At 74.7% G+C, this 22306-nt stretch carries 13 protein-coding genes; 10 read left to right on the forward strand and 3 right to left on the reverse strand.

Features of this window, described 5'->3' with window-relative positions:
• The first annotated feature begins 33 nt into the window (after nucleotides 1-33).
• The 4 genes from EV562_RS20195 (at nucleotide 34) to EV562_RS20210 (ending at nucleotide 10993) form a co-directional block, all read left to right on the forward strand.
• Nucleotides 34-4707: a hypothetical protein gene (locus EV562_RS20195; protein WP_133888192.1), complete on the forward strand. Its 4674-nt coding sequence runs from the start codon at nucleotides 34-36 to the stop codon at nucleotides 4705-4707.
• Nucleotides 4708-4821: 114 nt separating this feature from the next.
• Nucleotides 4822-5820 (forward strand): hypothetical protein, encoded by a 999-nt coding sequence (locus EV562_RS20200; protein ID WP_133888239.1) that lies wholly within the window; start codon nucleotides 4822-4824, stop codon nucleotides 5818-5820.
• Between the two features lie 92 nt (nucleotides 5821-5912).
• A complete protein-coding gene (locus tag EV562_RS20205; protein WP_133888193.1) occupies nucleotides 5913-7781 on the forward strand; it encodes an HSP90 family protein in 1869 nt (622 codons plus the stop codon).
• Nucleotides 7782-7783: 2 nt separating this feature from the next.
• Nucleotides 7784-10993, forward strand: coding sequence for a hypothetical protein (locus EV562_RS20210; RefSeq protein WP_133888194.1), 3210 nt, complete (start codon nucleotides 7784-7786; stop codon nucleotides 10991-10993).
• 221 nt (nucleotides 10994-11214) lie between these two features.
• On the opposite strand, the gene EV562_RS20215 is transcribed toward EV562_RS20210, so the two are convergent.
• Complete coding sequence (locus EV562_RS20215; RefSeq protein WP_279588507.1) at nucleotides 11215-11751, reverse strand: hypothetical protein; 537 nt, start codon at nucleotides 11749-11751, stop codon at nucleotides 11215-11217.
• Nucleotides 11752-12177: 426 nt separating this feature from the next.
• Between EV562_RS20215 and EV562_RS20220 the strand changes: the two genes are divergently transcribed.
• From EV562_RS20220 to EV562_RS20235, 4 genes are read left to right on the forward strand one after another with little or no spacing between them, the layout of a single operon-like run.
• Complete coding sequence (locus EV562_RS20220; protein ID WP_133888240.1) at nucleotides 12178-14961, forward strand: nitrate- and nitrite sensing domain-containing protein; 2784 nt, start codon at nucleotides 12178-12180, stop codon at nucleotides 14959-14961.
• The gene (locus EV562_RS20225) at nucleotides 14958-15392 is read left to right on the forward strand and encodes a roadblock/LC7 domain-containing protein (RefSeq protein WP_133888196.1); all 435 of its coding nucleotides are present in this window, start codon (nucleotides 14958-14960) and stop codon (nucleotides 15390-15392) included. Before EV562_RS20220 ends, EV562_RS20225 begins: the two co-directional genes overlap by 4 nt.
• A 10-nt stretch (nucleotides 15393-15402) precedes the next feature.
• On the forward strand, nucleotides 15403-15798 hold the full coding sequence (locus EV562_RS20230; protein WP_133888197.1) for a DUF742 domain-containing protein: 396 nt from the start codon (nucleotides 15403-15405) through the stop codon (nucleotides 15796-15798).
• A 46-nt stretch (nucleotides 15799-15844) separates the two neighbouring features.
• A complete protein-coding gene (locus EV562_RS20235) occupies nucleotides 15845-16450 on the forward strand; it encodes an ATP/GTP-binding protein (RefSeq protein WP_133888198.1) in 606 nt (201 codons plus the stop codon).
• Nucleotides 16451-16698: 248 nt separating this feature from the next.
• On the opposite strand, the gene EV562_RS20240 is transcribed toward EV562_RS20235, so the two are convergent.
• A complete protein-coding gene (locus tag EV562_RS20240) occupies nucleotides 16699-18324 on the reverse strand; it encodes a GGDEF domain-containing protein (RefSeq protein WP_133888199.1) in 1626 nt (541 codons plus the stop codon).
• 149 nt (nucleotides 18325-18473) lie between these two features.
• Between EV562_RS20240 and EV562_RS20245 the strand changes: the two genes are divergently transcribed.
• Together EV562_RS20245 and EV562_RS20250 are read left to right on the forward strand one after the other, a co-directional pair.
• Entirely contained in the window at nucleotides 18474-19283 is an 810-nt protein-coding gene (locus EV562_RS20245) for a M15 family metallopeptidase (protein ID WP_133888200.1), read from the forward strand.
• A gap of 47 nt (nucleotides 19284-19330) precedes the next feature.
• Nucleotides 19331-19867 (forward strand): NUDIX domain-containing protein, encoded by a 537-nt coding sequence (locus tag EV562_RS20250; RefSeq protein ID WP_133888201.1) that lies wholly within the window; start codon nucleotides 19331-19333, stop codon nucleotides 19865-19867.
• On the opposite strand, the gene EV562_RS20255 is transcribed toward EV562_RS20250, so the two are convergent.
• Nucleotides 19858-22230 carry a glycoside hydrolase family 31 protein gene (locus EV562_RS20255; protein WP_133888202.1) on the reverse strand — a complete coding sequence of 791 codons (2373 nt, stop codon included), beginning with the start codon at nucleotides 22228-22230 and terminating at the stop codon, nucleotides 19858-19860. The two genes, EV562_RS20250 and EV562_RS20255, sit on opposite strands and share 10 nt — an antisense overlap.
• Between the last annotated feature and the right edge of the window lie 76 nt (nucleotides 22231-22306).

Consider the following 22306-nt stretch of genomic DNA (forward strand, 5'->3'; position numbering starts at 1 on the left):
TCCCCGACGTCCGAAGACTTACGAGAGTCCGCCATGTACGAGCTGTCCCGGGTCCGCCTCTACTCCATCGGGCCCGCCGGTGCGCGCTACGCCGACACCGTGCTTGACCTGCGCGGTGTGGGCGAGCCCGTGCCCGACCCCGCGCCGACGCAGGCGGAGTTCTTCGAGGAGGAGCCCGTCGGCCCGCCGCGCAGGCCCGCGCCCGCCGGTGTGCTCTTCCTGGAGAACGGCGGCGGCAAGTCCGTGCTCCTCAAGCTGATCTTCTCGGTGATGCTGCCGGGCCACCGCAACACCCTGGGCGGCGCCAGCTCCGGCGTGCTGCGCAAGTTCCTGCTCGCCGACGACTGCGGCCACGTGGCGCTGGAGTGGCAGCACGTGCAGACCGGCGAGTGCGTCGTCGTCGGCAAGGTCAGCGAGTGGCGCGGACGGCAGGTCTCCGGCGACCCGCGGAAGTTCGCCGAGGCCTGGTACTCCTTCAGGCCGGGCCCCGGCCTGACCCTGGACAACCTGCCGGTCGCCGAGGCGACCGCCGTGCGCCCGCCCGTCGAGGGCGCCTCCGGCGCGCAGGGCAGGCGGCGCACCATGAAGGGGTTCCGGGACGCGATCACCGAGGCCGGCAAGGCCTATCCGCACCTGGAGGTGCACTGGGAGGAGATCCACGACCGCTGGAACGAGCACCTCGGCGACCTCGGACTCGACCCCGAACTCTTCCGCTACCAGCGCGAGATGAACGCCGACGAGGGCGAGGCGGCCGGACTCTTCGCGGTCAAGAAGGACTCCGACTTCACGGACCTGCTGCTGCGGGCCGTCACCGACACCCGCGACACCGACGGACTCGCCGACCTGGTCGGCGGTTTCGGCAACAAGCTCGGCCGGCGCGCCGAGCTGATCGCCGAACGCGACTTCACCGCGGGGTCCGTCGATCTCCTCGGCCGGATCGTCGAGGCCACCGAGACCCGCACCCGCGCGCGGGACATCCACGGCGCAGCCGAACGCCGCACCAGGAACCTCGCCCGACGGCTCACCGCCCGCGGCGCCAGGGAGCGGGTCCGGGCGGGCGACCTCGCCCAGCGGGTCACGGCCGCCGCGTACGCCGTCACCCACGCCGAGTCCGCCCGGGACCGCAGCGGACTCGTCGCCGCCGAACTCGCCTACCGGCACGCCTCCCTGGCCCTGGCGGGCGCCGAGAAGTCCGCCGCCGCGCAGAAACGCGAACTGGCCGACGCGCGCACCCTGCACTCCGCCTGGCAGGCCGCCGAGGCCGTTCTGCGCCACCGCGCCGCCGCCGACCGCGTCACCCGCGTGTCCGCCGCCATCCAGGAGGCCGAACGCGACGCCGCTCCCGCGCTGGCCGCCCGCGCCGAAGCCGCCGTGGCGCTCGTCCGCGCCCTGCACACGGCGGCCGGAAAGGCCGAGCACCACGCCAACGAGGAGGAGGCGAGGTCCGCCGCCCTCCAGGAGGTTAGCGACGCCGCCCACCGCGACTCCACCACCGCCGCCACCGAGGCCCAGCGGGCCCGCAGCGAGGCCGGACACCTGCGCCAGCGCCTCACCGAGGTCGAGCAGGAGACCGCCGAGGCCGTCCGCGCCGGCTGGCTGGACGACAGCGCACCCGACGCCGACCCGGCCCGAGCCGCCCTCGCCGCCAGCGACGCGGAGAAGACGGCCGTCGCCGCCTGGGACACCGCCCGCGAGGCGGCCCGCCGGGCCACCGAGCACGCCCGTGAGGCCGCCGCCGCGGAGAACCGCGCCGAACTGACCGCGGCCCGTGCCGCCGACGCCGCCACCGCGGCCGAGCTCGCCCACGAGGGCGAGCGGCGCACCGCCGAGGCACTGGCCGCGGAAGAACGGTTCGCCGAGCTGCTCGGCCTGGCCGCCGGGGCCCGTCCGGGCATTCCCCAGCCCCGCCGGGACGCGGACCACGACGAGAAGGCCGCCGCTCCCGTGCCGTCGGACGGCACGCTGACCCCCGAGGAACTCGACCGTTTCGCCGACGAGCTGCGCGAACTGCTCGACGGCACCGTCTCCTCGGCCGAACGTCAGCTGTTCGACCTGCGCACCGCCGCGGCCGACGACTCCCGCATCCTCGGCGCGCTCGGCGACGGGGGGCTGCTGCCGCCGGGCCCGGACGTGCTGGCCACGGTCGAGTTCCTCGGCGAGCACGGCATCCCCGCCCTGCCCGGCTGGCGCTACCTCGCCCAGGCCGTGGACCCCGCCGACCACGCGCGTGTGCTGTCCGCCCGCCCCGAGCTGGTCGACGGCGTCATCATCACCGACCCCGACTCGCACACCCGCGCCCGCGAGGTCCTCGGCGAGGCGGCGCTGCTGCCGCGCTCCGCCGTCGCCGTCGGCACCGCCGCCGCCCTCCTCGCCCCGACCCCGGCCGCCGAGGCGGCGGGCACCGGCGACGTCTTCCTCGTACCGCCGAACCCGGCCATGCACGACGAGCAGGCCGCCGACGAGGAGCGGCACGCGCTTCGGGCGCGGGCGGGGGAGCGCGACGAGGAGATCCGCGCCCTCGCGGCACGCCTCGGCAAGGACCGCGAGCTGGCGGCCCGGCTCGCCTCCTGGCGCACCGGCTGCCCGGCCGGGCGCCTCGCGGAACTGGCCCGGGCCGCCGAGGAGGCCCGCGCCTTCGCCGAGGAGGCCGAGGCCGAGCTGACCGAGGCGCGTACCGTGCGGGCGGAAGCCGACGAGAGCGCCGCCGAGGCCGTCCACCTGCGCGACGAGCGGCAGGAGGCCGCACAGAAGGCCCGCCGCGCCGCCGACGCCCTCGCCGGACTCGCCTTCCGGCTGCGCGAACGCGCCGGCTGGCAGGTCCGGCTGCGTGAACTGGCCGACGAGGGCGCCGAGTCCGAGGCCCGCGCCCAGGCCTGCCTGGAGCGCGCCCGCGCCGCCGACGAGGACCGGCGTGCCGCCCAGCGCGCCGCCGACGACGCCCGCCGCACCGCCCGCGCCCTGCGCGCCGAGCGCTCCGAGATCGCCGGCGCCCCCGACGACGTACCGGAGAAGGCGCCCGGGGACGGCGCGGAGGCGGCGGGGACGAAGGCGTCCCTGCCCGATCTCCGCGAGGCATACCGCGCCGCGTCGCAGGTGTACGAGAAGGTCGGCGTCGGCGCCGACCTGCGCGCCGAGCAGGCCCGCGCGGAGAGCGACGAGAGCAGCGCCCGCGCGGAACTGGACCGGCTCAGCAACAAGGTCCGCACCCGCGCCGGACAGCTCCTCCAGTCGCCCGACGGCTCCGACGGACCGTCCCGGCAGGCCGCCGCCGCCCGCGCCGAAGAGCTGGTGCAGCTCCTGGAGACCCGCATCTCCAGCGCGAGCGAACAGCTCGGCCGGCTGCGCGGCGAGGCCGAGCGGCACGCGCCCGAGGACGGCGACACCCACACCGACCTCCCCGAGGAACTCCAGCCGCGCGACGCCGAGCACGCCCAGACCCTGCTGCGCACGGCGACCACCGAACTCACCGCCCGCACCGAGGCACTGGCCCGTGCCCGGGAGGCCCACGCCGAACTGCTCGACGCGCACCGCGCCGCCGAGGACGCGGCCGGTGGCTTCGACGAGGTCGCCGCCATGCTCCGCGACCTGCTGCGCGAGCATGCGCCCGACGAGGAGCAGGAGGAACCCGAGCCCTACGAAGGCGACCTGGAGGAAGCCCGCAGGGCGGCCGCGGAGGCCCGTCGTTCGCTGCGCGGCTGCGCCGCCGACCTGTCCGCCGCCGAGTCGGCCGTCCGCGAGGCGAGCGACATCCTCGTCCGGCACGCCAACTCCACCCGCTACGAGCAGGTCCGCACCCCCGCCCGCCAGCAGATCCGCGAACTGCCCGCCGCCGCACTGCCCGAACACGCCGCCAAGTGGGCGGAGGCCTTCGCGCCCCGGCTGCGCGTCCTCACCGACGAGCTGTCCCAGCTGGAACGCAACCGCGACTCGATCGTGGACCGGCTGCGCGGCCTGGTCGAGTCCGCCCTCGCCACACTCCGCTCCGCCCAGCGGCTCTCCCGGCTGCCGGAGGGCCTCGGCGAGTGGTCCGGGCAGGAGTTCCTGCGCATCCGCTTCGAGGAGCCCGACCAGGCCACGCTCACCGAGCGCCTCGGCGAGGTCGTCGACGAGGCCACCCGCGCCGCCGTCAAGAAGAACTCCGACCTGCGCCGCGACGGCATGTCCCTGCTGCTGCGCGGAGTCGGCGCCGCCCTCCAGCCCAAGGGCGTCGCCGTGGAGATCCTCAAGCCCGACGCCGTACTGCGCGCCGAACGCGTCCCCGTGGGCCAGATGGGCGACGTGTTCTCCGGCGGCCAGCTGCTCACCGCCGCCATCGCCCTGTACTGCACGATGGCCGCGCTGCGCAGCAACGACCGGGGCCGCGACCGGCACCGCCACGCGGGCACCCTGTTCCTCGACAACCCCATCGGCCGCGCCAACGCCACCTACCTGCTGGAGCTCCAGCGCGCCGTCTCCGACGCGCTCGGCGTCCAGCTCCTGTACACCACCGGCCTGTTCGACACGACGGCGCTGGCCGAGTTCCCGCTGGTCATCCGGCTGCGCAACGACGCCGACCTCAGGGCGGGACTGAAGTACATCAGCGTGGAGGAGCACCTGCGGCCTGGCCTGCCCCAGCCGACGCCGGCCGCCGAGGGGGACGGCGACGCGGTGCACAGCGAGATCACGGCGACCCGTATGTACCGGCGGCCCGCCCAGGCACCCGCGTAGTCCCTCGCGCCCAACCGGTGTGGAGCCGGTGTGAAAACGAGGTGGAGGCGATGTCGGTGCTTCCCCTTATGCTGCTCCGGATTGATCAAGCAGCACCTGGGGAGGGCGCGCGACATGCTCGGCAAGCTGTTCGGCAAGGCGGGGGAGACGGCGGGGGAGAGACCGGCGGCGAATCCGCACGCCCTGCCGGCCAAGCGCGCACGGCGCAACGGGATCTACCCCCTGCGCGCCCTCGGGGACGCCCGGGTGCTGACCCTGGTGGAGGCGGCCGACGCGGGGGACTGGGACGGGGTGAAGACGGCGCTGGCCCCGTTCGACCTTGGCCGGGACCACCAGGTGCTCGACCAGCTGGCCGATCTGGACGGCGTGCAGGACTGGATCGGCCGGGCCGTCGAGGAGGACGCGGAGCACCGGGCGACGGCTCTGCTGATATCCGGGGCGCGTCACGTCGCCTGGGGCTGGGAGGCACGTACCACCGCGCGGGCCGCGAACGTCACGCGGGAGCAGTGGCGCGCCTTCCACGAGCGGCTGGAAACCGCCGACGAACACCTGTTGCGGGCCGCCGAGCTGCGACCCGACTGGATCACCCCGTGGCGCCGCCTCCTCACCTCCGCCCGCGGCACGTCCCTGGGCGACGACGTCAAACGGGCCCGCCGTGAGGCCGCCCTGCGCCGCGATCCGCTGGACCTGGAGACCCACATCCAGTGGGTCTCCCAGCTCCAGCCCCGCTGGGGCGGCCGGCCCGGGCAGGCCATGACGTACGCGCGCAAGGCCTTCACCCGTGCGCCCGAGGGGCACCGCCTCGGCTGCGTGGTGGCGATGGCCCACATCGAGGACTGGGTGGAGTCGGACAGCCCGAGCTGCCTCGACCTGCCGTACATCCAGGCCGAGTTGCGCGACGCGGCGAAGCACAGCATCCTCCACCCCGCCTACCAGCGGGGCCCCGGCTGGCAGCAGGACTTCAGCATGTTCGCCATGGCCCTGAGCCTGGCCTCGGAGGGCGTCGTCGCCCCGCGCGTCTTCCACGAGCTGGACGGCGCCTACACGCCGTGGCCCTGGGAGTACATGGCGCAGCCGGAGAAGGCCTACGCCCGCTTCCGTCGCCACGCCTGAGCCACCACCGGGCCGGCGCTCCACCGCCCGCCCCGCACCCCGCCGCTCACCCGGCCCTCGCCCCTCGTCCACGCCACCCACGGGACCGCACGATGACTTCGCCCGACACCTCCTCGCATCCGGCCGGCGCCGACCGCACCTTCCAAGTGGACCTGCGCGGTCTCGTCGACCTCCTCTCCCACCACCTCTACTCCAGCCCCCGCGTCTACCTGCGCGAACTCCTGCAGAACGCGGTGGACGCGCTGACCGCCCGCCACCGCCTCGAACCGGCCGCCCCCGCCGGCGCCTTCGGTATCCGCCTGTACGCCGACGGCTCGGTCGTCCGGGTCGAGGACGACGGCGTCGGACTCACCGAGGCCGACGTGCACACCTTCCTCGCCACGATCGGCCGCAGCAGCAAGCGCGCCGAGCAGGTCGCGGAGCAGCGCGCCGACTTCATCGGCCAGTTCGGCATCGGACTGCTCTCCTGCTTCCTGGTCGCGGACGAGATCCACGTCCTGAGCCGCTCCGCCCGTACCCCCGACGCGCCCGCCGTGGAGTGGCGCGGACGCGGTGACGGCAGCTACACCGTCCGCACCCTGCGCGCCTCCGCACGCCCCCGGCCCGGCACCACGGTCACGCTGACCCCGCGCGCCGACGCCGGTGAGTGGACCCGGCCCGCACAGGTGCACGCGCTGGCCCGGCACTTCGGCTCCCTGCTGCGTCACCCGGTGACCTTCGACGACGGCACGCACGGCACGCACGGCACGGACGGACCGGGCGGCGCGCCCGTCAACCCCGAGCCCGCCCCCTGGACGCGTACGTACCCCACCCCGGGTGCCCGTTCCCGAGCGCTGGCCGCGTACGGCGAGGAGGTCCTCGGGTTCACGCCGCTGGACACCATCGAACTGGACCTGCCGGCCGTCGGCCTCAAGGGCATCGCGTGCGTGCTGCCGGATGCGGTGCCCGCCGGGCGGCGCCACGGCCACCGCGTCCACGTCAAGGGCATGCTGCTGTCCGAGCAGGCCGAGGAGATCCTGCCCGAGTGGGCGTTCTTCGTCCGGTGCGTCGTCGACGCCGAGAGCCTGCGCCCGACGGCGTCCCGCGAGTCCCTGTACGAGGACGACACCCTGGCCGCCGTCCGCGATGCCCTCGCCGAGCGGCTGCGTGCCTGGATCGCCCGCGCCGCCGCAAGCGACCCGGACCTGCTCGCCCGCTTCCTCAAGGCCCACCACCTGGCCGTGAAGTCCCTCGCCGTGCACGACGACGAGATCCTGCGGATGCTGCTGCCCTGGCTGCCGTTCGAGACCACCGACGGCCACACCACCCTCGACGAGTTCGCCCGCACCCACCGCACCGTGCTCGTGACGTCCAGTGTGGAGGAGTTCCGGCAGGTCGCCTCCATCGCCTCCGCCGCCGGGCTCGGCGTCGTCAACGGCGGCTACACGTACGACCGCGAACTGGTCCACCGGCTGCCCGAGATCAAGCCCGAGGCGAGCGTCGCCGACCTGGACCCGGCGACCCTCACCGCGCACCTCGACCCCGTCGACCGCGAGACGGAGCTGGCCGCCGCGGCCTACCTCGCCCGCGCCCGGGACGCCCTCGCCGTCTTCGACTGCGACGTGGCGCTGCGCACCTTCCAGCCCGCCTCCGCCCCCGCCCTCCTCGTCGACAGCCGCGAGGCCCGGCACGAGCGCACCCGCTCCCAGCTCGCCCGCGAGCAGGAGGGCGGCCTGTGGGGCGACATCCTCGGCGCCCTGCGCCAAGAGGCCCCGCGAGCCCAGCTGATCCTCAACCAGCTGAACCCGCTGGTCCGCACCGCCGTCGCCATCGACGAACCCGAACTGGCCCGCACCAGCGCCGAAGCGCTCTACGGCCAGGCCGCGCTGCTGTCCCGGCGCCCGCTCAGGCCCGCCGAGTCGAGCCTCATCAACCGCTCCTTCCTCGACCTCCTCGCCCACGCCCTCCGCAAGGACAGCTGACGATGCCCACCGCACCCCACCCCCAGAGCACGGACGAGCTGTACGAGGCGCTCCGCGCCAACGACCGGCGGCCCTACGGCCGGACCCGCACCGTCACCGCCGAGGAACTCGTCGACGTCGCCGAACAGTTCGCGGAGCCCGTTCCGCTCGTCCACGCGCTGCTCGAACTCCAGGAGGCGTACACCTACGGTTCCGAGCCCCGTAAGTCGCCCGTCGTCTTCGCCCGTCTGCTCACCCTCTTCGACGAGCAGCCCGACGTCTTCGACGAGCGCCTGCGGCACACGCTCTTCTGGCGGTTCAAGTGGGTGGCCAACGCCCTGCGCGCCCTGCCCGAGATACCGCTGGCCAGCCTGCGGCAGTGGATGACCGAGATGCGCGAGCGGTACGAGAAGGCCGGCCTCGGCCTCCAGCCCTACTACGGGCAGATGTACCAGCTCGCCGCCCACGTCGGCGAGGACACCGCCCCCGCCTACGAGTTGTGGGCGGCGCGCACCCGCACCCGGCTCAGCGACTGCGAGGCCTGCGAGACCTGCGAACGCGCCCTGTACCGGCTCGCGGCGGGCGACGACGAGCGGGCGCTCGACGTCTGGGAGCCCGTCCTGGCAGGAAAGGAGTCATGCCAGGAGGAACCGGCCCGCTCCGTCTCGTACGCGCTGCTGCCCCTGGTGCGCACCGGTCGCGTCGACCGGGCCCGCGAACTGCACCTGGCCGGTTACCGCGGTTGCCGGCGCAATCCCGGCATGGCCGGTGAGGTCGGCCGGCACCTGGAGTTCTGCGCGCTGACCGGCAACGAGGCACGCGGCCTCGAACTGCTCGCCGAGAACCGGAACCTGTTCGAGGAGCTCGACTCCCCGCTCTCTCTGCTCGACTTCCTCACCGGCGTGGAGGTCCTCCTCCAGCGGGTCGAGACCCTGGGCCACGGCGCACTGCCCGCCGCCGGCTACGCGGGCCGTACCTGGACGGTGGCCGGCCTGCGCGCCGAGGTGCGGGGGCGCGCCGACGACTTCGCCTCCCGCTTCGACGCCCGCAACGGGACCACCGCCCACAGTGACCGCCGCCGGGCCCGCCTCGACCGCGCCCCGCTCCTGGACGCGCTGGAGCTGACCCTGCGCCCCCGTGCCCTGGACGACTTGGCTCCGGCCGTGCCGGTCGCCGTACCCGCCGCCCCCGCGGCCGTCGCCGTACCCGAGTCACTGGCCGAACTCGTCGCCAGGGCGCGGGCGCTGCACGAGCAAGGACATCCGGACGCGGCGGCCTGCTGGGCGGAGCTGCGCACCCGGGCCACCGCCCGTGACTACACGCACCCCGACGACCCGGCCGTGGGTCCGCTCGCGCGTTTGCGCGCCGACCTGCTCGCCGAGGAGGGGAGCCGGGCGGGGGAGAGGGACGACTTCGCGGAGGCGGCCGACCTCCACGAGGAGGCGGCGGGCCTGTACGACGACGCCGGAGCCCCCGGCCACGCTGCACTCGCCCGGGCGTGCGCCCTGCTCGCCGCGGCCGAGGCCGTGGGGGAATCCCCCGCCGAGACGGCGACTCCGGCGGAGGCCCGGACGGAGGTCGCGGCAACGGCCCGCGCGGGTGTCTTGGCCGAAGACGCGGTGGACGCCCCTGCCGAGGCTGGGATCCGGTCGGAGGACCGGACGGATGCCAGGTCGGATGCCCGGTCGGAGGACCCGACGACGTCTCGGGCGGGGGCTCCCGCGCAGGCCAGGCCGGGAGCTGCCGCGGAGTCCACGGCGGGAGCCTCCGCGGAGGTCACGACGCCCGCGGCCACCGTGTCCTCTGCCGAGGCCGCCGCGGAGACGAAGGCCGCCGCGCTGACCGCCGCGCACGCGGCCATGGTCCGCCTGCACGAGGGGACGCCCGGTCTCACCCCGTACCAGGAGGCCCGTCTGCTGCGGCTGCGGGCGACCGCGCTCGGCCTGCGCCTGCAGGCATCGGGCCGCGAGGAGCACGTGGCGCCGGTGCTCGCCGAGGTCGACCTGCTGCACGCGTTCGCCACCCGGCACGACATCGTCGGGCAGGTCTCCGGCGCCCTGCTGCTGCGGGCCAGCACGCATGCGATCTCCGGCGACCTGCCCGCCGCCCTCGCCCAGACCGACGCGCTCCTCGACCGGTTGAAGTCGCACGGCCCCGCCTGGCACCTGCCCCGCGCGCTGGGACTGCGCGGAAAACTGCACCTCGGCCTGCGGGACGCGTCGGCCGCGCACGCGGACCTGGGCGAGGCGCTGCGGCTGGCCGCCGACTGGCCGGCCGACGCCATGGACACCGCTCGCCTCCACAGCGATCTCGCCGAAACCTGCGTGCACCTGGGCCGCCCCGACGAGGCCCTGCGCCACCTGACCCGCTCGGCCGAGCTGAGCCTCCGCGGCGGCAGCCGGTTCGACGCCTACTGCACCTACAGCAACGCCGCCCGGCTCAGCCTGGACCTCGGCCGCGTCGAGGACTGCATCGCCCTGCTCGACTCCGTGCTGGCCGAACCGGACGTCGCCGCGGGGGAGCTGGACGACCGGCTGACCGCTCAGCTGCGCCTGACCCGTGCTCGCGCGCTGCACGCGGGGGACGACCTCAAGGCCGCCACGACGGAGTTCGTCGCTCTCGCGGCCGAGTCGGCGGGCTGGGACGACGACCCCGGGAGCCATGCCATGATCGCCGCGGAGACGGCCGTACTGCTCGCCGAGTCGGGCGAGTTCGGCCGGGCCCGCGAGGCGGCCGACCAGGCGCTCGCCGCCCACGCCCGCGCTCCTCGCCATGAGGAGCTCAGCAACTGCCTGCGCGAACTGGCCCGCCTCCAGGCCCAGCAGCAGGGGCCCGACGGACTGCCCGACGCTCTCGCCTTCCTCGCCGACGCGGGCCGCGTCGCCGACGGCGCCCGCTCCGCGGGGTACGAGGCCCACGGCCGTCCGCTGGACTCCGCGCTCGCCTACGAGCACGGTCGGGTCAACGCCTACGCGGGCGCGTACGAGGACGCTCTGAGCGCGCTGGAGCAGGCTCTGGCCCTGGTCGGCGAGCCGGGCCCGGACGGCGAGCGCGCCGGCGAGTGGGCCGAGTGCGTCCGGCTCGCGGGCGCGGTGGAGGGCCTCTACCTGGAACGCCCCGCTCCCGCGCTCACCCGCCTGGACGCGGCGGCCTCCCGGCTGATCGCCCTGGGCCACACCGAGGAGGCCGAGCCGCTGACGTCCTTGGCGGCCCGGCTGCGCGACGAGGAGTAACGCCCGCCGTCGCGAGCCCGCCGAAGCCCAGCAGGGCTTCCGGGCTTCAGGGGGCCTCCGGAGCAGTCAGGGCCCCGGGGCTCCCACGGCACGCGGGGCTGCCGGAGCGTCTCCCGGGAGCCCCGAACAGCCCCGCGTGCCACACCGGGCAGCCGCCGAACCCTCGCTGGAACGGCCGAACCCTCGCCGCGGTGGCGGGTGTCGCCGTCGTCGCCGCTGACTCAGGGGTGCGACAGCTGTCCCGTGCGGCCGCCCCGTCGGCCTATCCGCTCCTGGCCCCGCTCGGCGGCCCGGGTCTGCCGCCTCGCCCGGCGACGCTCACGGCGCATGGCCCGGGCGGTGCTGCTCGGCACCGACACCACACCGTGCCGCTGGTTCCACACCTGCCGGGTCACCCACACGTCCAGCACGCCCCAGGTGGCCACCACCGTGCCCGCGACACTCGCGAGCACCATCGGGAACGCCAGCCAGGACTCCGCCATGGTGCACAGGAAGGCCACCATCGCCGAGATGAGCGTCACGGCGACGACGAGCACCGCGCGCACGGCCGCCGTCCGCACCGGATCCGGCAACCGGGGACGCCGTGCCGGCTCCTCACGCCACAACGGCCGGTGTTCCGGCTGTCCTTCGCGCGCCCGCGTGTCCGGCCCGGTCGCAGGAATGCCGCGGCCCGGTACCTCGGGTGCCCCCGAGGCCACCGGCGCGCTCACTCCGGTCGTGCCACCGTCCGGCGCCCCGCGCCGCTCCGCCGTGCCCATCAACATGTCACTCCCCACCGCCAGCAGACAGCTCGTCCGTGTCAGCCGACACGGCTCCCCTCTGGCTGCCCGGCTTGCGCCGCTTCACGCCACCCGGAGACGGGTTGCGGCTCCTGTGGCCGATTCCGCCTCCATTTCCCGTAGTGAAGGACGAACGACGGGTCCCGGAGATTCCCGAAAAGCCCGCGCAGTCGAAGAATTTCGGCCAATCCGCCCGTCACGCCGGACGAACCGTCCGGCCTCGGCGAGCCGATCACGGGAGGCAATCTCCCGTAATGACCGGACAACTGACCATCGCCGGTCCCGGGTGCGGAGGTTCGGCCTCCGGATGGGTCTTCGAGTTACCTGTGCGTCAGTAGTAGGCTCGCGCCGTTTGTTGACGCACATGTGTACCCCCCGTCGGTGGGGGTCGAGCTGGGGGAGGCCATGCGCTTTCGCGGGAAGTCGATCCGCCGGAAGATCGTGGCGCTGCTTCTCGTGCCGCTGGTGTCCCTGACCGTGATCTGGGCCTTCGCCACGGTACTGACGGGACGCGAGGCGGCACAGCTGTTCAGCGCGTCCACCGTCGTCGAGAAGATCGGCTACCCGGTCGAGGACGCCGTCCGCGTGCTCCAGCAGGAACGCCGGCAGACCCTCGTCCACCTGGCCGACCCGCGTGCCTCCGACGGACTCGCCGCCCTGGAGCGCAGCCGCACCGCCACGGACGAGGCCGTCGCCGAGATCCGCCGCAACGCGGCCGACGCCGACGTGCGGGACGACCTCGGCGAGCCCGGAGAGGAACGGCTCACCGCCGTACTGGACGCCTTCGACGGCATCGGCTCCCTGCGCCGCAGCGTCGAGGACGGCACCGTCGACCGCGCGCAGGCCCTCGGCCTCTACAACCGTCTGGTCGACCCCTGCCACGATCTCCTCGCCAACCTCGACGTCGTCGACGAGGTGGGCCTGGACAAGCAGTACCGGGCGCTGGTCAACGTCTCCCGCGCGCGTGAACTGCTCTCCCGCGAGGACGCCCTCCTCGGCTCCGCCCTGGTCACCGGGGGCCTCACCCGCACCGAGACCCGGGACGTCTCCGACCTGGTCGCCCAGCGCACCATGATGTACGACATCAACCTGCCGCTGCTGCCCGCCACCGAACGCGGCCGCTACCAGCGTTTCTGGAAGAACGCGGCCTCCGCCCCCCTCCGCGTCGCCGAACAGGCCGCCGTCTCCACCGCGAGCGGGATGCCGCGCGGTGTCACCGCCAAGAGCTGGGACACCGCCGCCGGGAGCGTCCTGGAGGAACTCGCCGACCTCGACGACCACGCCGCCGACCGCTACCAGGAGCGCGTCGACCCGGTCGCCACCAACACCATCGCCAAGGCCGTCATCGCCGGAGCGCTCGGCCTGATCGCCCTGCTCTACTCGCTCTTCCTGTCCGTGCGCGTCGGCCGTTCCCTCATCCGCGACCTCAAGCAGCTGCGCCTGGAGGCCCACGAAGCCTCCGGGGTCCGCCTGCCCAGCGTGATGCGCCGCCTCTCGGCGGGCGAGGAGGTCGACGTCGAGACCGAGGTGCCCCGCCTGGAGTACGACAGGAACGAGATGGGCGAGGTCGGCCAGGCCCTCAACACCCTCCAGCGGGCCGCCGTGGAAGCCGCCGTCAAGCAGGCCGAACTCCGTGCGGGTGTCTCCGAGGTCTTCGTCAACCTCGCCCGCCGCAGCCAGGTGCTCCTGCACAAGCAGCTCACCCTGCTCGACACCATGGAGCGCAGGACCGAGGACACCGAGGAACTCGCGGACCTGTTCCGGCTGGACCACCTGACCACGCGCATGCGCCGGCACGCCGAGGGCCTGGTCATCCTCTCCGGCGCCGCACCCTCCCGGCAGTGGCGCAAGCCCGTCCAGCTCATGGACGTGGTCCGCGCCGCCGTCGCGGAGGTCGAGGACTACGAGCGCATCGAGGTCCGCAGGCTGCCCCGCGTCGCCGTCACCGGACCCGCGGTCGCCGACCTCACCCACCTGGTTGCCGAACTCCTGGAGAACGCCACGGTGTTCTCGCCCCCGCACACCGCGGTCCAGGTGCTCGGCGAGCGCGTCGCCAACGGCTTCACGCTGGAGATCCACGACCGCGGCCTCGGCATGGCCGCAGACGCCCTCCTCGACGCCAACCTCCGGCTGGCCGAGACACCCGAGTTCGAGCTGTCCGACACCGACCGGCTCGGCCTGTTCGTCGTCAGCCGGCTCGCCCAGCGGCAGAACGTCCGGGTGTCCCTGCAGCCCTCCCCGTACGGCGGCACCACCGCGGTCGTCTTCGTCCCCGACGCCCTCCTCACCGACGACGCCCCGGACACCAACGGCGTCGGTTTCCGCCTCGACCGTCCTCAGCACGTCAGGGACAAGGAGCGCGAGGAGAGCCGCCGTTCCGGCCTCTCGCACGTGCCCGCCCGGCTCCAGGACCGGCCGACCGCGCTGCTGGGCGGCCCCGTCGAGCTGGAGGCGCCCGTGGACCTGGACGCCCTCGACGGCCTGCCCGGAGCGCTGGACGACCAGGACAGCGAGCGCGGCGGCCTGTTCCGGCCGCGCCGGTCACTGACCGCGGCCGACGACGACCCGGTGGACCAGCGCGGCGGACGGCGACGCTCCGAGACCCGACCCGAGGGCGAACCGGCCCAGGGCGGGACCGAGGAGAACGCGCCGGTCGCGCTGCCGCGCCGTCGTACCCCCAAGCTGGTCAGCTCGCACGGTCGCCCGGTCCCCGAACGACCCGCCCGCGGCGACGCCGACGGGCCGCGCACGACAGGCACCGGCCGGCCGGAGCACCCGGCCGCCGCCCCGCCGCGGGCGGACGAACTGCCCGCCCTGCCCGCCCGCCGCCGAGGAGACCGCACCGGGGAGCGCGCCGAGGGCCGTGCGGACGGCGCCGCCCCCGGCCGTGACGGCGGCGGCGTGCCCCCCGCGAGCGGGGCCGCTCAGGCCCCCGGCGCCGGGACCGGCGCGCTGCCCCGGCGGGTACGTCAGGCCAACCTGGCCCCTCAGCTCAGGCAGAGTCCCGAACCCTCCGCCGAGGACCGCTCCGATCCGGCCGACCGCGACGCCGACGAGGTCCGCAGCCGTATGGCCTCGCTCCAGCGCGGCTGGCAGCGCGGCCGCAAGGAGAACGCCGCGGGTGACGACCCACCCGGCGGCACAGCACCAACAGCACCACGAGGAACGACAAAGGGGGACGGTCGATGACCGCACCGAAGGCGACCGGCCACACCGCGACCAAGTCCGGCGAGCTGAACTGGCTCCTCGACGACCTGGTGGACCGCGTCGCGAGCATCCGCAAGGCCGTCATCCTGTCCGGCGACGGTCTGGCGACGGGCGTATCCAAGGACCTGACCAGGGAGGACAGCGAGCACCTGGCCGCCGTGGCATCCGGCTTCCACAGCCTCGCCAAGGGTGTGGGCCGGCACTTCGAGGCGGGCAGCGTCCGGCAGACCGTCGTAGAACTCGACGACGCCTTCCTGTTCGTCACGGCCGCGGGGGACGGAAGTTGCCTGGCCGTCCTGTCCGACGCCGACTCGGACGTCGGTCAGGTCGCCTACGAGATGACCCTCCTGGTCAAGCGGGTCGGCGTGCACCTGGGCACCGCTCCACGCACCGATCCGCGCTCGGACGGGTAAGTGGGATGACATGAGCGCAGACGGTCAGGGAAGCAACCACTGGTTCGACGACGAGGCCGGGCCCGTCGTCCGTCCGTACGCCATGACGCGCGGCCGCACCACCAGCGCGGCCCAGCACCGCCTCGACCTGATCGCGGTGGTCGTCACGGAACCCCACGCGGACGATCCGGAGGCGGACGTCACCCTCTCCCCGGAGCACGTGGACATCGTCGGCCTGTGCCGCGACACCCCGCAGTCGGTCGCCGAACTCGCCGCCGAACTCGACCTCCCCGTCGGGGTCGTGCGGGTCCTGGTCGGCGACCTCGTGGACGGGGAACTCGTGCACGTCAACCGGCCCGTGCCCCCGGCCGAACTGCCGGACGAGAACATACTGCGCGACGTGATCAGCGGATTGAGGGCACTGTGAACCGGCCCCCGCGCACGTCGGGCGGCACGTTAAGGAGAAGAGATCGATGATCTTCGGGCGTTCTCAGCGCGGCAAGCCGCCGGTCGAGCCCGTCACGCTGAAGATCCTGGTGGCCGGCGGCTTCGGCGTGGGCAAGACCACCCTCGTCGGCGCGGTCAGCGAGATCAGGCCGCTGCGCACGGAGGAACTGCTCACCGAGGCCGGCCGGCCCGTCGACGACGTCAGCGGGGTGGAGGGCAAGCACACCACCACGGTGGCCATGGACTTCGGGCGGATCACCCTGCGCGAGGACCTGGTGCTGTACCTCTTCGGCACGCCCGGCCAGGAGCGGTTCTGGTTCATGTGGGACGAGCTGTCCGAGGGCGCCCTGGGCGCGGTCGTCCTGGCCGACACCCGGCGCCTGGAGGACTGCTTCGCCGCCGTCGACTACTTCGAACGGCGTTCCATCCCGTTCGTCGTCGGCGTCAACTGCTTCGAGGGATCGGCGCGCTACCCGACCGAGACCGTCCGCCAGGCCCTCGACCTGGACGAGGACGTGCCTCTGGTGCTCTGCGACGCCCGGGACCGTGAGTCCGTCAAGGAGGTCCTGATCGGCGTCGTCCAGCACGCGATGTCCCAGGCCGCGGACCGGCGCCGGGCCGTCACGACCTGAGACTCCGCCCGCCCGGGCCTCCGCACCGCCCGCCGCCGGTCGCGACACCGTCCTGCGCTCACCGGAGTCCCCGCGCCGGCCGTCCTGGTCCGGCCCGGCGTTCTCGCTCCGTGGGCTGGGCCCGGCGTCTCGCTCGGGAGGCCGCTCGCGGCGTCTCGGGCCGGCCCCCGGCAGGGAATCGGTGTACGAGGACTCCGGCTCCGGGACGGGCAGCCCGCCCCCGGCCCGCACCGGCGGCGCGCCCTCGCTCACCCCGTCGGTGCCGCCGTCCGCGCCGAGCCGCGCCGCACCTCGTGCCCCGGGACCTCCGCCCGGCCCAGCACCCAACTCGTCCCGCACAGCGCCTTGGCGGCCCTCTTGAGCGGCGCCAGGCGGGCCGCCGCCCGCCGGTGGTCCGGGACGCTGCCCGGCACGCACAGGACCGACGCGAGAGACAGCGTCACGGGCCGCCCCCCGGCCGACCAGGGCACGTCCAGCACCGCGGCGGCCAGCGGATCCACCCCGTCCGGATCGGTGAGCACCAGGAAGTCGTCACCACCGATGTGCCCCACGCGGGTCTCCCCGGCCGCCGTCCGCAGCAGGGTCCGCCCGACCGCCCGGATCAGCTCGTCGCCCGCGGCGAACCCGGCCTCGTCGTTGACCTGCTTGAAGTGGTCCACGTCGAGCCAGCTCAGCGTGAACGCCCGCCCGTCCGCGATCCGCCGGTCCACCTCGTCCGTGATCGCGTCCGAACCCGGCAGCCGCGTCAGCGGATTGAGTCCCACCGCCTCCTCCACCCGGCTCTCCGCCAGCGCCCGCACCAGGTCGGCGAGGCGCACGACGCCCACGCACCGCCCGAGGGCGTCCACCACCGCCACGTCGTCCGACGTACGGCTCGCACCACCGACCGCCACCACGTCCAGCACCTCCCAGGCCGTCGCGTCGACACCCACCGTCCGCGGCGGGTCGCCGAGCTTCGCGGCGGGCCGGTCGGCGTACAGGGCGTGCCCGTAACGGCCCGACATCGACAGCAGGAAGCGGGAGCGGTGCACCGAGCGCACCGGAACCCCGTCCCGGTCCACGAGCAGCACCCCGGACACGTCCGGCGCCCCGGTCAGCAGCGCCCGCACCCGCCCCGCCGACGCCGTCGCCGGCAACAACGCCGCCGGCCGCACGAACTGCCGTACCGACGGACCCGACCGCGCCGCCGGCGCCGGGCCCGGCGAGCCGGACGGCACGTACACGTCCGCCGCGGGCAGCCGCACGGGCGGTGCGAACAGCGCGCCCTGGGCCAACTGGGCACCGGCCGACCGCGCGACGGCGTACTGCGCCTCCGTCTCCACCCCCTCGACGGCCAGCAGCGCTCCCGACCCGTCGCACAGCACCCGCATCGCCCGCACGGCCGCGGGGCGCGCCAGCAGCGACGCGTCGAGCTTCACCAGCTCCGGCGCCAGATCCGTCAGTAGCCGCAACGGCGCGTCCCCGTCCCCGACCCCGTCCGCGCAGATCCTGAACCCCTGCTCCCGCAACACGGCCACCGCCCCCAGCAGGGCCCGCCGCGGCACATGGGCGTACGGCGGACACACGTCCAGCGTCACCTCCCAGGGCAGCCGGCCCGCCTCGCGCACGGCGTCGTGCAGCGGCTGGAGGCCGCCGAGGTCGGCGAGGGTGCCAGCGAACACGTTGACGTGCAGCGGCAGCAGCGTCTCCCTGCGCACCGCCGCGCGCAGCGCGGACACCGTGAGCAGACCGTCGAGTTCCGGGTCGCGCCGGGCCTCGGCCAGCACGTCACCGGCCTCCGGGCGGGCCAGTATCTCCAGCGCCGCGACCCCTCCGGTCATCAGGTTGACCACCGGTTGGAAGGCGAAGCGGAGAGTGTCCGTCCAGGAGCGCACGGGAGCAGGATGGCGCGACCGGCGACCGCCCGGGGCCAGTTCACGCGACGTTCACGCACCGTTCCGAGTCGCTCACCCGGCGTACCGGTGGCGAGCCGCCGGGCCGCCCCCTTCCCCCGCGGGGCCCGACCCTGATAGATGCAGGGAACATGACACGACTCTCCACCACCCTCCGCGGTCTGGTCACCTCCTTCGCCGCCCTGCTCGCCGTCACGGCCGTCCCGGCCGCCGCGCAGGCACGGCCCGAGCCGCGGGCCCCGGAGGACTTCGTGGCGCTGAGAGGCGTCGATCCGACGATCATCGAGGAGATGCGCTACGTCACCGCGCACAACTTCGTCGGCGAGCGGGTCGACGGCTACCGGCAGCCCCTGTGCATCCTCACCCGCCCCGCCGCCGAAGCCCTGCACCTCGCCCAGACCCGGCTGCTGCGCAAGGGCTACTCCCTCAAGGTGTACGACTGCTACCGCCCCCAGCGTGCCGTCGACCACTTCGTGCGCTGGGCGGAGGACCTCGACGACCAGAGGATGAAGGCCGAGTTCTACCCGGAGGTCGACAAGACCCGCCTCTTCGCCGACGGTTACATCGCGGAGAAGTCCGGCCACAGCCGGGGCTCCACCATGGACCTCACCCTCGTACGGCTCCCGGCCCGGCCCACACGCCCGTACCACCCCGGGCAGCCCCTGGTCCCGTGCTTCGCTCCGCAGGACGAGCGCTTCCCCGACAACTCCGTCGACATGGGAACCGGTTACGACTGCTTCGACACGCGCTCGCACACCCTCGACCCCCGCATCCAGGGCGCCCAGCGCACCAACCGGCTGCTGCTGAAGGACACCCTGGAGGCCGTCGGACTGGTCAACCTCCCCGAGGAGTGGTGGCACTTCACGTACAAGCCGGAGCCCCACCCGGACACCTACTTCGACTTCCCGGTCTCGGCCAAGTCGCTCGCCGGCCGCCGCTGACCGGCCTGCCGGAGTCGCCCCCTCCGGGATCGGATACAGTCCGCCGCGTGTCCGAAACTGAAACCTCCGTTCCCAACTCCGCGCCCGACTCCCACTGTTCGCGCTGCGGATCGCCCTACGGAGAGGGCGTCTCCGGCTGGCCCCGCACCTGCCCCGCGTGCGGCAATGTGGCCTACCGCAACCCACTGCCGGTCGCGGTGGCCCTCCAGCCCGTGTACGACACGCAGGGCACCGCCCTGGTCGTCATCACCCGCACCGTCACCCCCGCACGCGGGGGAGTCGCCCTGCCCGGCGGCTACATCGACGACCGGGAGGACTGGCGGCAGGCCGTCGTCCGCGAGCTGAAGGAGGAGACGGGCATCGACGCGGCGAGCCGCGACGTCCGGCTCGCCGACGCCATGAGCTCGCCCGACGGCCACCTGCTGCTCTTCGGCCTGCTGCCCGAGCGTCCGGCCGAGGGCCTGCCGCCCTCCGCCGCCACGGACGAGACCGAGGGCTGGCACCTGCTGCGCAGGGCGGAGGAGCTCGCCTTCCCGCTCCACACCCGGGCGGTACGGGCCTTCTTCGAGGGCCGCTACATCTGAGCCGGGCGCTCCGCGAGCCCGCGGACGCGGACGGGGCAGGACGGCTCGCCCGGACCGTCCTGGCCCTCCCGCCGCACGGCCACCCGGCGCCCCTCCCAGCGGGACACGTACCGTTCGATCCCCGGCTCCACCCAACCGTCGCCCGCGTCCGGCACGACCAGCCCGCCGCCGGTCCGCCCCCGCGCGGGCGCCCACACCTCCAGCTCAGGCGCGCCGTCCGCCCCGCGCACCGGGACCACGGATCCCGCACGGGCGAACACCGGGATCCGCCCCGGAGGGGCTTCGGCCGGCACCTGCGCCGGGCCCTCGTAGGCCCGCTCCGTCGCCACGTCGTACCAACGCCCCCGCGGCAGCCGCACCTCCCGCCGGTCCGCCCCGGGCCGGAGCACCGGCGCCACCAGCAGGCAGTCGCCCAGCAGGAAGGCGTCCTCGCAGTCCCGCAACGCCCGGTCCTCCGGCGACTGCCACCACACCGGACGCGCGTACGGGGCACCCGTACGCCGGGCCAGGTGCGCCAGCGTCACGAAGTACGGCAGCAGCCGACGCCGCTCGGCGAGCGCCACGCGCGCGTGCCCGAGGACCTCGGCTCCGAACCCCCACGGCTCCCCGTGTCCGGCCCGGGGACCGGCGTGGGTCCGCAGCAGCGGCAGGTAGGCGGCCAGTTGGAGCCACCGCAGATACAGCTCGGGCGGCACACTCCCCCCGGCCCCGCCAACGTCGGGCCCCGAGAACGGCACCCCGCACAGCCCGAGTCCCAGCACCTGGGCCAGCGACGCCCGCAACCCCGCCCACCCCGACACCACGTCACCGGACCAGACACCGCCGCAGCGCTGCAGTCCTGCCCACCCGGCACGGGCGAGGACGAACGGCCGCTCGTGCGGCGACAGCGCCCGCAGCCCCTCGTACCCGGCCCGGGCCATGCACAGCGCGAAGACGTTGTGCGCTTCCCGGTGGTCGCCGCCCCGGCCCTCCAGCGCGTGCCGTGCCGAACGCGGCAGCGTCGGCTCCCCGAAGGCCGCGAACGACGTGGGCGCGTCCAGGTCGTGCCAGACCCCGGCGAACCCCTGCCCCAGCCGCTCCTCGTAGAGGCCGCCCCACCAGTCGCGCACCCGCGCGCGCGTGAGGTCGGGGAAGACCACGTCCCCCGGCCGCCCCGCACCCCGGACCACCGACCCGACGGCATCACGCACGAACACGTCCTCGCGCATGCCGTCGTCGTACAGGGCGCTCCCGGGCGCGACCGCCGGCTCGACGGCCGACACCAGCCGGACGCCCTCCCGGCGCAACTCCTCGGCGAGCACGGCCAGCTTCGGGAACCGCTCCTCGTCCACCGTGAACCCCCGGCCGGCATCGGCGTGACCGCTTCCCAGATGCACCGCGTCCAACGGCAGATCGAGCTCCTGATGACCGGCCACGACCCGCCGCAGCTCCTGCTCGTCGCCGCAACCCGGCCGCGCGAGATGGTGCCCGAGCGCCCACGACGGCGGCAGCGCGGGCGCGCCGGTCAGCGACGCCCAGGTCAGCAGCACACGCGCGGGGGTGCCCACCATCACCCAGCACCGCAGCGGCCCCCCGTCCATCCGCAGCACACTGCGCCCCGGCCGGTCGTGCCCCGAACCCGCTCCCTCCTCACCCTCCCGCAGCGCCACCGTGCCGTCCCACGCGCTGTCGTGGAAGACCAGATGCGTCCCCGCGTCCGCCACCACCATCTGCACCGGCATCGTCACGGACGCCACGTCCTCACCCGCGGCACCGGGCAGACCCGGACCGGAGTTCCACAGCCGGTACGTACCGTCGCGCAGCCGGGGACCGGAAGACCGCCCGCCGAGCCCGAAGAACCGCGCGTCGGCGGCCACCTCCGACCGCTGCGTCCAGCGGGCCGGACCCCCCTGCACCGGCTCCCACCAGCGAGGCGGCAGCTCACGGCGCAGCACCACACCCCCCGGTGTACGGACCTCGACCGCGCCGTGCCGGGACACCGCCACCGTCGCGCGCTCCGCCACCACCCGCCAGCCACCGTCCTTGTCCGGCTCCAGCACCGCACGCGGATCCGGCTCGGGACAGCGCCCCGCCAACGCGTACGAAGGCTCCGGCCCAGCCCCGTCCCAGCCCCAGAAGACGGCGCCGTTGACCGCGACGAGTACACGCAGCTCCGAGCGGCCGAACCGGACGACCCCGCCCCCCGGACCGGGCTCCACCTCACGCATCGGCCCCGGCACCCGCGCACGCTCCGCACCCCGGGGAGGCAGCGCGGCGGCATCGGCACGCTGTCTGCGCCACGCCACCCGCACCGTACGCAACCCCCGCGCCACCCCGGCGGAACCGACCGTCTTCATCGAACGCACCAGGTCACGACCGTCCATGCTGCTCACCCTGCCATCCACGACCGCGCACCCGGGCGTCGTTCAACTGCCGTTCACCCGGGACCGGAGCAGATCT

Source organism: Streptomyces sp. BK208 (assembly GCF_004364245.1).
Taxonomy (GTDB): Bacteria; Actinomycetota; Actinomycetes; order Streptomycetales; family Streptomycetaceae; genus Streptomyces.